The following is a 12,653-nucleotide window of genomic DNA, read 5'->3' as shown; positions in this document are numbered from 1 at the left end:
AACTATGCGATCACGATTACTCGCAGCCTTAATCTTTACGTTTATGACGACGCTCACGACGTTCATCTGTTACACCGTTTTCTTAGACGCGGATGCGTTATGGCAAATTCTGCTTGCGTATGCAGGCAGTACGTTCATCGGTACGCTCGCGTTTTGGTATCCGGTCAGCAGACGTTCACAGACGTCCCGCTTCGGTGGCGCATGGATCGGCATCATGATTACTGCAACGACACTCATTGGCTTCACCGTCATCCGCTTCACATTCCGCGGGGACGCAGCAGCATTGCTCGACTGGCAGACGATGCTGGCGAGTCTTGCCTACACATTCGGTTACGTCGGATGGGTGCTCACAATCTTGAATATCGTGCTCGGTTTCTTACTAGCCGGCACACGTCCGAAAGTACGCTACGAAGCGCGTCCGATGCGCTGATGCATAAAAGTGACCAGGAATGTCCTGGTCACTTTTTTAGTTGCCACAAAAATTGTAGATGTCCTACCGATCATTGCAATTTATAGGATTTGTCCACGACACCGTACTCTGCGTATTGGAACGAGTTGTCCGAGAATTGTTCGGGAACGAGTCGCTCTACATATCTGGCGAATGGGACGATGTGGCGCATCGAATCATGAGAACGTCCAAGGTCGAGTACCGCATCAACTAGTGCCTCAAGCGCATGGTGAGACGTCGGCTCTTCGTCTTCTTCGAAGAGGCGCTGCAACTCTTCTTCATGCATCAAGTCAAAGATGCGCATCCGCTCCTCGAGCTGCCGTTGCATCTCTTCGACGGACTTGCCGTGCATCGCCTCTTCATAGGCGAGCTTCATCTGTTCAAGTTCCGGCACTTTTCCCCGCATTAACACTTTGAGCGACTCGCCCGTCCAAATGTGACGAGCCAAATAATTCGAATCAATCTGTAAAGTTTCTGCGAGCGCCTCTATGTAAGGCATGGTCGGATACACTTCACTCAGTTCAGTGCGACGAATAAAGTAAGGTGCCACGCCGATTCGTTCCGCAAGCGTTTCAATCGACAACCCGGCCCGCTCTCGCAATATTCGAATCCGGTCCCCATACCCTCGGTACGGTGCATTTTTTCCATCCATCTCATTTCCCCCTTTCCTCTCTTTTATTATAATTCCCGTATTCACAAAAAAATACTCGGAAGCATGAGCTCCCGAGTGATGATCAATCGCTTTCTTATTTCTTAGTCAATTCTACGACTTCTGAAGATCCAGCTGTCACTGTATCGCCTTCTGCGACAAGTTTGTTCACGCCGAAGCTGTCATGGTTCGTGATGATGACCGGCGTAATTGTTGATGGAGCGTTCGCTTTGATGAAGTCGAGGTCGAACGTGACGAGCGGGTCACCTGCTTTGACAGATTGTCCTTCTGTGACGTGCGTCTCGAAGCCTTCGCCTTTAAGGTTTACCGTATCAAGACCGATGTGAATCAAGTACTCCGCACCGTTGTCCGCATTGATACCGATTGCGTGTTTCGTCGGAAATACTGTTGCGATTGTTCCGCTAACCGGTGAGACGACTTTACCTTCTGTCGGCTCGATTGCGATTCCGTCACCCATCATTTTTTGCGAGAATACTTGGTCCGGTACGTTCGTGATGTCGATGACCTTTCCTGTAAGCGGTGAAACCGCGTTGAGTTGTTCTTCTTTACCACCAAATAGTTTTTTAAAGAATCCCATAGCTTAATCCCTCCAACATGTTCTATTGAATCGAAGTCTTACCTTTTATACCCGAAAAGCTAAAACTTCAATCCCTACCTTATAAACGGTATAGTGGTAATAAGGTAGTGCGAAATCGTTTTACACATCGTAAGAATACGAGTGTGCAATCGCTTTTGCAAGCCCTTTTTACACTTTGTAAAAATTTCACACGATGGAGGCGCTTACAATGACGACTTTCACAAAATTGTCATATGAACGACCCGACTTGGACGCTCTGAACAGCAGATTGTCGGACTATTCTGCCGAATTACAGCAAGCGAGTACACTCGAAGAAGCGAACGAACTCATTTGCCAAATCAACAAGGAACGTAACGACTTTGAAACACAAAGTCAACTCGTCGCGATCCGACACTCGGTCGATACACGCGATACTTTTTATGAGGAAGAACAATCTTTCTTTGACGATGCACTTCCCGTCTACGAGAAAGAAATCCAAGTGTACTACCGTGTCTTGACGAACCACGAGCTTCGCACTGAACTCGAAGCCGAATGGGGCAGTCAATTATTTTCTCTCGCCGAGCGTGCGCTCGAGACGTTCGAGGAGTCGCACATCCCGAAACTGCAAGAAGAGAACCGTCTCGCGACGACCTATCAAAAAGTCATGTCGGCGGCACAGATCGAATTTGACGGCAAGACGCTCAACCTGTCACAGTTCGGTCCGTATCTTCAGTCACCAGACCGCGATGTCCGAAAAGGAGCATCCGTCGCCCGTTATACATACCTCTCAGACAACGGCGACGAGCTCGACCGCATTTACGGCGAACTTGTACGTGTGCGTACAGAAATCGCTCACGCGCTTGGCTTCCCGTCGTTCGTCGAGCTCGGCTATGCGCGTATGCAACGTGTCGGATATGACGAGTCGATGGTCGACAACTTCCGCAAGCAAGTTCGTGACGTCATCGTCCCGCTCGCTTCCGCTTTGAAAGAAAAACAGGCGAAACGAATCGGTGTCGACCACCTCTATTACTACGATGAGTCGTTCGTCTTCCCGGACGGTAACGCGACGCCGCAAGGGGACGAGTCGTTCATCATCGAAGGTGGGAACAAGATGTACCGTGAGCTCTCAAATGAGACAGACGAGTTCTTCCAATACATGCAGGAACGCGGCGCCCTCGATTTGACGGCGAAACCAGGTAAATCTGGCGGTGGCTATTGCACATACTTACCGTCTGAAGGACTTCCGTTCATCTTCTCAAACTTCAATGGAACTGCCGGGGATATCGACGTCCTCACGCATGAAGTCGGTCACGCCTTCCAAGTGTATGAGAGCCGTCATTTGACGACTCCGGAATACGCCTTTCCGACGTACGAGGCGTGTGAGATCCATTCGATGTCGATGGAGTTCTTCTGTTGGCCATGGATGGAGCTCTTCTTCGGCGACCAAGTGGATAAGTACAAGTTTAACCACTTGGCCGGCAGCATGACGTTCCTTCCATACGGCGTGCTCGTCGATGAGTTCCAACACGTCGTTTACCGCAACCCGGAGATGACAGCAGCCGAGCGTCGTCAAGCATGGCGCGATTTAGAGAAGGTCTATCTCCCGCACCGCGATTATGAGACGAACGACTATCTCGAGTCGGGCGCATGGTGGCACCAACAAGGTCACATCTTCCAGAGCCCGTTCTATTATATCGACTACACGCTCGCGCAAGTGTGTGCGTTCCGATTCTGGGTACGCATGCATGAAGACCGCGAAGCGGCTTGGAGCGATTACCTCACACTTTGTCAGGCAGGCGGCAGCCGTTCGTTCCTCGAACTCGTCGAACTGGCTGGTCTCAAGTCTCCATTCGCAGACGGTGTGTTAAAAGAAACGATCGATCAAATCGAAGACTATCTCTTGAAACATCCGCTCGCGAACTAACGAGTAAGACCATCGAAAACAATCGATGGTCTTTTAGTTTGGGTTGACTTCGTTCTGCAGTTCGAACGGCAAGTCCTCCAAATCGATTTGACGGCTGTCGAACAAGTTGAACTGTTGCAGGCGGCTTTCTAAATATTTTTGAAGCAGCTCGGCCACCTTCTCTCCGGACAACCCGTTCAAATCTGGCACTTGCGTCACCGAGAGTTCAATAGTGCGAAGCCCGTAGTCCGGCAGGCGCGATTCGATTTCGGCAAGCTCCTCTTCGGTCAACCGTTTTCCGGTCGTCGTCACGAGAAGCAAATCATCATCTTCCTGGTAGTCCTGACTGATGATAATGGCGTCTGAAAACTCTTCTTCGATGAAATTGTTGATCCCGGTCCGGATGATGCTGTCTTGTACGAGTGTGGTCGCGGAAGCAATACTCGGCAGGACGATTAGAACAGACAGTCCGATCAAAAGACGATTAACCTTTTTATGGTTCACATCCTGCTTGGTCAATTCCTGTGAAATGCCCATGAACTTGACCCCGATGAACGTGGCGATCGCGATAAACGAACAGTTGATGATAAAGAGATAGCTCGAACCAATTAAATAATCAAGGTTACGTGTCGCAATCGAATACCCGACCGTACAAAGCGGGGGCATAAGCGCTGTCGCAATAGCGACACCCGGGACGATATTGTTGCTCATTTTCTTTTGCGCCCCGATAATCCCTGCAGTCCCTCCGGCAAATGCGATGATGACATCCCAAATCGTCGGTTCGGTCCGTGCGATGATTTCATTACTCGCATACGTGATGGGAGAAATCGCGAAATAGATTGTAGCGACCGTCAGACTGACCGCGACTTGAACGAGAAGCAGACGTATCCCTGCCCGTAGCAGTTTCATATCATAAAGTGAGAGGGCAAGACCGATACTTAAAATCGGCGTCATGAGAGGTGAAATCAACATCGCCCCGATAATGATGGGGATCGAGTTCATGTTTAATCCGATAGACGCGATAAAAATCGAGCACATCAAAATAACCGAATCACTCGGCCGCACTTTCAAATTCGAGTACATCTTCTCTTTGAACTCTTCCGCGGTAAACGTCTGTTCCATTCTGTTTTCAGCTCCCTTGTCGTATCAGTCTCCTCTACACAAGCAAGTCCTTCATTTATTTACCCGCAACATGTGCGTGACAATCGATTTCGACAAAAGAAAAACTGGACCATTGATCGGTCCAGTTCACATCATTAAATGACATCTAACGGTTGTTTTGTCGTCGGTGGTGGGAAAGCTTCATCGAGCGCCGCGAAATCTTCCTCACTCAAATCGAGCAAGAGCGCTGCGGCATTCTCTTCGACGTGCTCGGTCTGTCCCGCTTTCGGGATCGCAATCACATGTCCGCTCCGAATCGTCCAGGCAAGTAAAATTTGCGCGACCGAGGCACTATACACCTCCGCGATTCGATTGACCGTCTCATTTTCGAAGACGTCTTTTTTCACGTCACTTCCTTCAGCGAGCGGGGCGTACGCCATGACCGGGATGCCTTGTTCCTTCATGTAAGGAAGCAAGTCATATTCAATCCCTCTGCTACCGAGATGATAGAGTACTTGGTTGACCGCACAATGGTCACCGTTCGGTAATGCGAGAAGCTCTTTCATATCCTCGACGTCAAAGTTCGAGACACCCCATGCCCGAATCTTGCCGTCTGCCTTGAGTTGCTCCATCCCGGCAATCGTTTCCTCAAGCGGGGCGTCGCCTCGCCAGTGAAGTAAGTAAAGATCGAGATAATCCGTCCCGAGTCGTTTGAGTGACGCATCGCATGCTTTGACGAGTTTGTCGCCATACGCATTGTACGGATACACCTTCGAGACGAGGAAAACGTCCTCGCGTCGGTCTTGAATGGCTTCACCGACTAACTGCTCGGATTCACCTTCTCCGTACATCTCTGCCGTGTCGATGACATGGAGCCCACAGTCGAGCCCCGTTCGGAGCGCTTCGACCTCAGCGTCGTGCTTCGATGCCTCTTCCCCCATACGCCACGTGCCTTGTCCAAGTGTACGCATCTCCCGTCCGTCTTTCAATTCGACGACGTTTTGCTTTAATGCTGCAAGTAATAAAGAGTGTGGAAGTCGTTGATTCATGATATTTCCTCCTTTGTCCACGCTTCATGTAACGGACCCGTCGTCCCGAAGACAGGGTCAAATGTCGGTTTCTCAACTCGTTCGATTCGCTTCAAGCTGTCCGGTCGTTCTTCCGTCTTCCCGGTCAGCGTGTCATAGTCGCGACCGTCCGGATATGCCCCGACGACTTGGAAGTCTGTGCTCGCCTCGATTCGGCGGTGTCCCGTCCCTGCTGGCAAGATGAGGACATCACCCGTACTGACGCGGACGAGGTCCCCGTTCGTTCCTCCGAGTTGAAGGGTCGCTTCACCTTGTATGACGCCCAACACTTCGTGCGTGTTGCTGTGATAGTGATGATAGTCGAACACCCCGTTCACCCAACTGTTCGTCCATTCGTTATGGGCGAACGTCTCTCGCATGCCGCTCGGGTCATCAAAGACACCGCGATACAAGAGCGCCGGATAATCCGGATGATTCGGAATGGAACCGTCATCTGTAAACATAAAGGTCACTAAGTCCATCCTAACTCCCTCCTTGTCTCTGTCCATTTACCCGACTTCTCCATACAAAAAACGGTTACCTGTAGTGGATGACCGTGATTGCTATTCAAGTGCACATGATGAGACTTGCTACCTACAACCAATGATCTAGCATCACTTCAACCGGATTGTTTTTAAGTCCCTTTGTTTTTTCATGGACACTTTTAGTCCCTACCATTCTAATCAATATGTGAATTCTCATTATTGGATTGATTTCCACCTTCATTTTAAAAACGAAGGGTGTTTTCGGGAAGCAGACGGGTAAATAACAATGAATCTATGAAAAAGGAGTTCTCCTATGCCCCCTCATCATGAAAAGGTAGAAAAAATCGAACTGTTTTTTGATTTAGTATTTGTTTTTACGTTCATACAACTCACCTTAAAACTTGAACGTCATCTCACTATTCATACGTTTTTAGAGGTTCTCGTTCTCATGGCTCTCATTTGGTATATCTTTGAAGGGTATATTTGGTTGACGAATACAACCAAACTGACAAGAAGAAATCATCAAATCTTCATGACGCTCGGAATGATTGGCTTCATGTTGATTTCCGTTGCGATCCCAAATGCATACAATCAAGATGGATTTATTTTTGGACTTGGTTTTTTAGTGATCGTCGCAGTACATTCAACATTGTTCTTGCTTCACAGTAATGACGATACGAAAAAGGCTATGCTCGCCATCGTTCCATATAATATCTCGTTTAGCATCATCATCCTTGTCGCTTCGCTGTTCGAGGGCAATGTGCGCCTGATTGTATGGGGAATTGTCGCGATTGTGGCGGTATTGGGACCCCTCGTACAAAAAAACAGAGGTCAATTCGAAGTGTCATCCTGGCACTTCCTTGAGCGTCATTATCTCATCTTGGTCATTGCCCTTGGTGAAACGATTGCTTCGACCGGTCGAGCCGCGATTGATGAGGATTTAACGTCCGATGTCGTCTTGACGATGATTCTAGCACTCACCCTAACCGTTCTACTCTGGTACTCCTATGTGAAAGACGATGAAAAACGAGAAAATCGATTCTATGACATGCACACGGATAAACGAGATCAGACAGCTAAGGCCGGATTCTATTGGTCACACCTCTCGATGTTTCTCGGCATCATTTTACTCGCCGTCGTGAAGATTGCAATCATACACGATCCGATGCAGACACTCGATTCGGCACATCGTATCACGCTGTATGTCGCCATCGTCCTGTTTGGATATGGTGTCATTTACTTCAATCGACTATTTTTCAATCTATCTTGGAAGCGACTCGCGTTTCTTGCGGTCCTGCTCGTCATTCCACTGATTGGCCCTTATTTACCGGCAATCATCTTGTTGCTCGTCATCACGTTTATTTACTACATTTCAATCATCGTCCCACTCCCGTTCTTAAAAACAAAGCGGGAAGAAACGTAAAACAAGCCAGAACCGCGAGTCGGTTCTGGCTTGTTTATTATCGGACTTCATTCTCGAGTTGTTTCAACTTTGTCGAGTAATACTCGATGATGTCACGGCGTCGGATGATGCCGATGAAATATTTTCCGTCATCGACGACAGGCACGAAGTTTTGGTCCGTGATCGCATCGACGAGTTCTTCAATTTGCGCCGTAATCGAGACCGGCTTATAACGAACGCGTTGTTTGATATCTTTTAGACGTGTCCGGAGCACTTTTTCATAGTCTTCTTCCCCGCGAAGTTGTTCTGCAAGTGCCCAAAGTAAATCCCCCTCTGTCATCGTCCCGGCATAAAAACCGTTCTCCGAAACGAGTGGGACAGACGTGAATCGATGATGTTTCATCTTTTCAAGCGCTTGTCGTACCGTTGATTCGGGGTCCAAATATTTGACGTCTTCTTTCGGATATAAAAAGAAAGCGATGTTCATTTAAATCTCTCCTCAATCTGTTAATCCACCCCGTTATTGTACCATGAATGGTAGGACAGGTTGAACTAATCGAACAATCCCGTCGTATTTTTATCCCCCTTTCTCCATAACGACGCAAAAAAACATCGTGATTCTTGTCACAGCGATATCTCGGTGATTCAAAAGAATTGGAAAGGAACTCCAATTGATTTATACCCTTTTTAGTTGCTTCTTATCCAACGAAACATACAAAAGGCCCCCATTAGGAGGCCAAAAATTATTGAACAAACTGTAGTAGCGTATCGTTAAATTTCTCTCGTTCGTCGAGCACGGTACCATGTCCGCTCTCTTCGAAACGTTCGATTCGTGCGTTCGGAATGCCTTGTTCCATCTGTTCAGCGAACGCGAACGGACAGATTTTGTCATGTACCCCATGGATAATCAACGTTTCGACATCAATCTTCGGCAGGGCATCGCGTAGATCTTCGTCACGTAACGCCTGTGCTGAGGCGATCGTACCATGGCTCGATGCGACGAGCGCAAGGTGGTGGAACCAGTTTTGCATCGGTTTCGAATGTTCTTTCTCGAAGAAGATTTCCCCGAATCCTCCAAGCATCTTCGGTCGGTCCGCTCGAGTATCCTCAATCAAGGCATCGACTTCATCGGTCGTCATTCCATATGGATAGTCTGAACGTTGTGTGAAAATTGGCGCCGCGGCTCCAGCTAATACTAACTTTTTGAGACCGTCCTCTTTATAATCTGCCGCATATCGGACCGCAATCGCCCCGCCCATCGAGAACCCGACGAGCGTGAAATCTTTCAGGCCAAGTCCGTAAACAACCATGTGCACGTCCGACGCCATCGTTTCATAATCATATCCCGTTGCCGGGGCATCGGACTTCCCGTATCCTCTGAAGTCAATCCCGATATAGCGATATCCTGCCTCCACGAGTGCATTTTTCTGATACTCGAACATGTTGTTGTTCGCTGGCCAACCGTGTAAGAAAACAATCGGTTCCCCAGAACCGACGTCTTCGACATATAAATTCGTGCCATCGTGTGCTGTAATGTATCCCATCATCAACCCTCCACTATTTCAATGTTAAGCGTAAACACTCACAACTTTCTTGTTCCCGTTTCCGACTCCAAAAAACCCTACTATGCGTCACGCCAAAGTGACTCTCCTTTTAAACAGCCTTCGATAGCTGTCGCACCTTCCCGCAACACGGCTTCCCGCCAGATCGGATCATCCGGATAAAACATTGCCATGAACTCATTTTGAATCCCGTTACGTGCTTCAGGGTCTTTCGTCCCTTCAAAGTACAGCCGGTTTTCTAAGATAATCGTGAGAAATTCACGAATGGAGGCTTTCGTTGAAGTCCCGAACGTACCGAATTCAAACAGTGCCGAGACGAGCTGTTTGTCCGGATATTCCGTGTCGCGTACATAGTAAAAATGATTGGTCGAGTCTCCGAGTACCTTATCCGGATCATACACGTTGACGTTGTCGATACCGTACGCCTGTTTCAGTTCTTCTTCAGTTCGTCCGTCTCGCCTACTGATGACCATCGTGACCTCATTCGTTGGTCCGAGTGCCGTATGCCAGTCCATATGCACCACTTTCCCGTAGCGTTCAAGCAAATCATGTTGAATTCCTTTCAAGAAGGTGGCTGACGACTCGTCTTTATCTCCTCCATAATAGACACCTTTCGGGAATTGGTACTGCCCCATTCCTTTCGCCCCACTCATCGCTTTGAATCCGTCGAGTTTGATTCCAGAACCGAGGAATGAATAAATCTGTTCCCTTGCTTCATGGTAGTCGTCAATCACCCCATCCGGAACGAATAAATGGCGCATCAGTTCATATTCACGATTGACGTTGTACGGAATCGATTCACGGTCGATGACGTAATTTCGATTCAAGTCAACATTGTGCTCATTGACCCGCCGGAAGTGTTTCATTCCCCACGGATTGACGGCATGGATGAGACAAATGCCGGTCGTCTCATGTCGTACATGTGAGAGTTGCGTCCGAACGAATTGGTGAGTCACCGCAGCACCCGCATATCCTTCAATCCCATGTTCTCCAATCGTCATGAGGAGCATTGTTTTACGATCCCGTTTCGGCTCCCCTAAAATGACGTCGATACTTTCGTCCCCAATCGAATGCGTCAACAGCTCTGCCTTCGGATAAAATCGTTTCACCTCAGACAGTAAATTCATAAATTTCTCTCGTGATTCTTCATAGGATGATGAAAAATATTGGCTCATCACACTCTCCTCCAATCTATACTCTCTACACCCATTCCCATCCTACGGCAATCTAAAAACGCTTCCTTCAGAAGGAAGCGCTACTGTCAAGGTGTCCGGATCCGTTTCGAATGTTGGCGGCGGAATGCCATCAGATAGAAAATAGGCGCAATCAGGACGGCACCGAACAACCAATACAGACCGGCATACGCATACAATCCTTCAAATGAACGGAACACCCAAGCGAGAACGGTAATAGCGACAATCAACTCAATGGTCCATAGCAATCCCCGACGAACCGCCAACATCATCGTGTTCGTTTTTTGAAAAAAAGCTGCAACGAAGGTAATCAAAAATGCCGGAAAACTGGAGAGCCACATCATTCGATTCAACGAACTCTCGGCAAAGTACGAATTTCCGAGAGAGATGGTGATGAGGAAATGCACCAAAATGACTAACAAGACGACAATCCAACCGACGAATACATCACGTTCCATTTTTCTCATCACAACCAACTCCTTTTCGGTAGGTTTAGATACTTAATATTTACCCGCTTTCCAAAATCTTTTGTCCGATTCCATCAAAAAAACGCATCCCGATAATGGAATGCGTATCACTAATTAATTCACCAACTCTCGCGCCCACGCTTTCGCGCGTTCGAGTTCGCCTTCTTTCAACATCTCCGTCTCCCCATCAACCAAGAACGATTCTTTTTGAACGTTCGTTGCGCCTTTTTCAATCATTTCCCCTTCGACGCGGTTTACCGCATGACCGAACCAGTCGATGATTTTACCGAGAATCGGATTTTGTTTTTCTTTGACGACACTCGTATCAAACGCAGCCGTCTGCTTCCCTCGTAGGGCATTGTCTGAGATTCCGTCTAAAAACACTTTAATGTCCTCGGTTTCATACCCTCCATGCGTCGGTGAACCGATCACAACGAGATCAATGTGCGCGAGATCTCCCAATCCGATATTCAATACGTGTTCCATACGTGCTTCATGTCCCTTTGACAGTTCTTCCTGCATCGCATGGGCAATCTTCTCTGTATGACCATATAGTGAGTCAAAAATAATCAAAATGTTCATGGTGAATCCCCCTTTACCGAACTTCTCTTTATCACCCTTCCCATTTCCACGTTCGTTCATTCTTCTTTTTTGTACAGTGAACTTCGCTTGAAGAGCGTCGCACTTATCATGATGATGCCCATTCCAAGTAGGCTGTAACCGAAGAATTTGATAAAGTCACGTGAATGGTACGGTGCTTCGAATCGATACTCCGCTCGTTTCCATTCTGAGCCGTCTTCGACCGCGATGACGTTCTCCACGGACTCCCCGTCGACTTCACGATACGCTGTCCCGATCGGATATCCGTTCGAGGCATTCCCGTAGTATCGTCCCGTCTCGTCGTTGACCGTTGTTCCCACTTCACCGATCACGTCACCGAGCGAACCCTCATCGATTGTTGTGTCGAGCACTTCATATGCGTTTCGGTCGAACACGACAAACGTGTAGGCCCAGGAAAGGGCAGATACGGGCACCGCAATCGAGAGTGAAAGGAGAATCAAGAAAATCAGTCGCCTCATTTCAAACTCCAGACGAATGTCGCCGAATCACTGACATCAATGTCATCTGGCTCAAGTTCAGGCATCCGTGATTCCGAATAGACGATGTCCTGGCTATAAAGGACGTTCGTAGGCGAGAACAGATGAATCTCCCCCCACGTATAGTCAATTTGAAGCAAGTCCCCGAGTTCGGCGCCTGCTCCTTTCGCAAGAAGTTCTGCTCGTTTCAATACATTCTCTGCAGCACTCACCAATAGCTGATCTTCGATCGCATTCGGATCTTTCATCGTGAAACGAATAGAGAGTGTCGGATTTGCGCGAGATTGACTGATTTGTTCGATGACGTTCGATAATTTGGACGTGTCGAGTGAAAATTCGAGCTTTGTTTTCTGCTTACAGACGTATCCGACAAACCGCGACCGATAATTCTCATCTCGATCGCGATAGCTCTCATATTCCGTATCGATAGAAAAGTCACTCGTTTTGAGTTCCGTCTTGTCAAAACCCGCGCGCGTGATGGTTTTTTGAAGATGGGACACCGCACTTGCTGCCTCGGTCATCGTATCTTCGTATCGTGGCGCTTTCGAGACGAGGTCCATGTGAATCACAATCAAATCCGGTCGAGATGAGACGTTCCCTGTCCCTTTAACGGTAATCTTCCGTTCCATATTGATCCGCTCCTCTGTCGTTTGTTATACAGAAATTCGGTACACACTTCAGATTTCCCTTTTTACAAAATAG

Annotated in this window: 15 protein-coding genes; 3 read left to right on the top strand and 12 right to left on the bottom strand. The window is 48.1% G+C overall.

Features of this window, described 5'->3' with window-relative positions:
- The first annotated feature begins 4 nt into the window (after positions 1–4).
- Positions 5–430: a hypothetical protein gene (locus tag P400_RS0106200; RefSeq protein WP_026825360.1), complete on the top strand. Its 426-nt coding sequence runs from the start codon at positions 5–7 to the stop codon at positions 428–430.
- Positions 431–500: 70 nt separating this feature from the next.
- On the opposite strand, the gene P400_RS0106195 is transcribed toward P400_RS0106200, so the two are convergent.
- Both P400_RS0106195 and P400_RS0106190 read right to left on the bottom strand, forming a co-directional pair.
- The gene (locus P400_RS0106195) at positions 501–1,100 is read right to left on the bottom strand and encodes a helix-turn-helix domain-containing protein (protein WP_026825359.1); all 600 of its coding nucleotides are present in this window, start codon (positions 1,098–1,100) and stop codon (positions 501–503) included.
- Positions 1,101–1,194: 94 nt separating this feature from the next.
- On the bottom strand, positions 1,195–1,695 hold the full coding sequence (locus P400_RS0106190) for a PTS sugar transporter subunit IIA (protein ID WP_026825358.1): 501 nt from the start codon (positions 1,693–1,695) through the stop codon (positions 1,195–1,197).
- A 208-nt stretch (positions 1,696–1,903) separates the two neighbouring features.
- On the opposite strand from P400_RS0106190, the gene P400_RS0106185 reads away from it, so the two are divergent.
- On the top strand, positions 1,904–3,598 hold the full coding sequence (locus P400_RS0106185; RefSeq protein WP_026825357.1) for a M3 family oligoendopeptidase: 1,695 nt from the start codon (positions 1,904–1,906) through the stop codon (positions 3,596–3,598).
- 33 nt (positions 3,599–3,631) lie between these two features.
- On the opposite strand, the gene P400_RS14995 is transcribed toward P400_RS0106185, so the two are convergent.
- The 3 genes from P400_RS14995 to P400_RS0106170 all read right to left on the bottom strand — a co-directional run bounded on the left by P400_RS14995 (position 3,632) and on the right by P400_RS0106170 (position 6,227).
- Positions 3,632–4,699 carry a DUF389 domain-containing protein gene (locus P400_RS14995; protein ID WP_034770903.1) on the bottom strand — a complete coding sequence of 356 codons (1,068 nt, stop codon included), beginning with the start codon at positions 4,697–4,699 and terminating at the stop codon, positions 3,632–3,634.
- A 134-nt stretch (positions 4,700–4,833) separates the two neighbouring features.
- Entirely contained in the window at positions 4,834–5,727 is an 894-nt protein-coding gene (locus P400_RS0106175) for an aldo/keto reductase (RefSeq protein ID WP_026825356.1), read from the bottom strand.
- Complete coding sequence (locus P400_RS0106170; protein WP_026825355.1) at positions 5,724–6,227, bottom strand: cupin domain-containing protein; 504 nt, start codon at positions 6,225–6,227, stop codon at positions 5,724–5,726. Before P400_RS0106170 ends, P400_RS0106175 begins: the two co-directional genes overlap by 4 nt.
- A 316-nt stretch (positions 6,228–6,543) precedes the next feature.
- Between P400_RS0106170 and P400_RS0106165 the strand changes: the two genes are divergently transcribed.
- Positions 6,544–7,653, top strand: coding sequence for a low temperature requirement protein A (locus tag P400_RS0106165; RefSeq protein WP_026825354.1), 1,110 nt, complete (start codon positions 6,544–6,546; stop codon positions 7,651–7,653).
- 37 nt (positions 7,654–7,690) lie between these two features.
- On the opposite strand, the gene P400_RS0106160 is transcribed toward P400_RS0106165, so the two are convergent.
- From P400_RS0106160 to P400_RS0106130, 7 genes are all read right to left on the bottom strand, one after another.
- Complete coding sequence (locus P400_RS0106160) at positions 7,691–8,119, bottom strand: CBS domain-containing protein (RefSeq protein WP_012727014.1); 429 nt, start codon at positions 8,117–8,119, stop codon at positions 7,691–7,693.
- Between the two features lie 256 nt (positions 8,120–8,375).
- Positions 8,376–9,179 (bottom strand): alpha/beta fold hydrolase, encoded by an 804-nt coding sequence (locus tag P400_RS0106155; RefSeq protein ID WP_026825353.1) that lies wholly within the window; start codon positions 9,177–9,179, stop codon positions 8,376–8,378.
- Between the two features lie 77 nt (positions 9,180–9,256).
- Positions 9,257–10,369 (bottom strand): M14 family metallopeptidase, encoded by a 1,113-nt coding sequence (locus P400_RS0106150; protein WP_026825352.1) that lies wholly within the window; start codon positions 10,367–10,369, stop codon positions 9,257–9,259.
- Positions 10,370–10,455: 86 nt separating this feature from the next.
- Positions 10,456–10,854, bottom strand: a complete 399-nt coding sequence (locus P400_RS0106145) for a hypothetical protein (RefSeq protein ID WP_026825351.1) — start codon at positions 10,852–10,854, stop codon at positions 10,456–10,458.
- Between the two features lie 114 nt (positions 10,855–10,968).
- The gene (locus P400_RS0106140; protein ID WP_026825350.1) at positions 10,969–11,436 is read right to left on the bottom strand and encodes a flavodoxin family protein; all 468 of its coding nucleotides are present in this window, start codon (positions 11,434–11,436) and stop codon (positions 10,969–10,971) included.
- A gap of 56 nt (positions 11,437–11,492) precedes the next feature.
- Positions 11,493–11,933 (bottom strand): hypothetical protein, encoded by a 441-nt coding sequence (locus P400_RS0106135; RefSeq protein WP_026825349.1) that lies wholly within the window; start codon positions 11,931–11,933, stop codon positions 11,493–11,495.
- Positions 11,930–12,580, bottom strand: a complete 651-nt coding sequence (locus P400_RS0106130) for an SIMPL domain-containing protein (protein WP_026825348.1) — start codon at positions 12,578–12,580, stop codon at positions 11,930–11,932. The genes P400_RS0106135 and P400_RS0106130 overlap by 4 nt, the downstream gene beginning before the upstream one ends.
- Positions 12,581–12,653: the final 73 nt, after the last annotated feature.

Origin of the sequence: Exiguobacterium marinum DSM 16307, assembly GCF_000620845.1 — a bacterium.
In the GTDB taxonomy this organism is placed as follows: Bacteria; Bacillota; Bacilli; order Exiguobacteriales; family Exiguobacteriaceae; genus Exiguobacterium; species Exiguobacterium marinum.
The sequence above is the reverse complement of the archived record's forward strand: the minus strand, read 5'-3'. Positions and strand labels throughout refer to the sequence as shown.

Excerpts from the sequence above, each read along its gene's own strand:
- P400_RS0106165 (WP_026825354.1), top strand. The coding sequence starts at position 6,544 with ATGCCCCCTCATCATGAAAAGGTAGAAAAAATCGAACTGTTTTTTGAT.
- P400_RS0106135 (WP_026825349.1), bottom strand. The coding sequence starts at position 11,933 with ATGAGGCGACTGATTTTCTTGATTCTCCTTTCACTCTCGATTGCGGTG.
- P400_RS0106190 (WP_026825358.1), bottom strand. The coding sequence starts at position 1,695 with ATGGGATTCTTTAAAAAACTATTTGGTGGTAAAGAAGAACAACTCAAC.
- P400_RS0106145 (WP_026825351.1), bottom strand. The coding sequence starts at position 10,854 with ATGAGAAAAATGGAACGTGATGTATTCGTCGGTTGGATTGTCGTCTTG.
- P400_RS0106200 (WP_026825360.1), top strand. The coding sequence starts at position 5 with ATGCGATCACGATTACTCGCAGCCTTAATCTTTACGTTTATGACGACG.
- P400_RS0106155 (WP_026825353.1), bottom strand. The coding sequence starts at position 9,179 with ATGATGGGATACATTACAGCACACGATGGCACGAATTTATATGTCGAA.
- P400_RS0106140 (WP_026825350.1), bottom strand. The coding sequence starts at position 11,436 with ATGAACATTTTGATTATTTTTGACTCACTATATGGTCATACAGAGAAG.
- P400_RS0106185 (WP_026825357.1), top strand. The coding sequence starts at position 1,904 with ATGACGACTTTCACAAAATTGTCATATGAACGACCCGACTTGGACGCT.
- P400_RS0106160 (WP_012727014.1), bottom strand. The coding sequence starts at position 8,119 with ATGAACATCGCTTTCTTTTTATATCCGAAAGAAGACGTCAAATATTTG.
- P400_RS0106170 (WP_026825355.1), bottom strand. The coding sequence starts at position 6,227 with ATGGACTTAGTGACCTTTATGTTTACAGATGACGGTTCCATTCCGAAT.
- P400_RS0106130 (WP_026825348.1), bottom strand. The coding sequence starts at position 12,580 with ATGGAACGGAAGATTACCGTTAAAGGGACAGGGAACGTCTCATCTCGA.
- P400_RS14995 (WP_034770903.1), bottom strand. The coding sequence starts at position 4,699 with ATGGAACAGACGTTTACCGCGGAAGAGTTCAAAGAGAAGATGTACTCG.
- P400_RS0106195 (WP_026825359.1), bottom strand. The coding sequence starts at position 1,100 with ATGGATGGAAAAAATGCACCGTACCGAGGGTATGGGGACCGGATTCGA.
- P400_RS0106175 (WP_026825356.1), bottom strand. The coding sequence starts at position 5,727 with ATGAATCAACGACTTCCACACTCTTTATTACTTGCAGCATTAAAGCAA.
- P400_RS0106150 (WP_026825352.1), bottom strand. The coding sequence starts at position 10,369 with ATGAGCCAATATTTTTCATCATCCTATGAAGAATCACGAGAGAAATTT.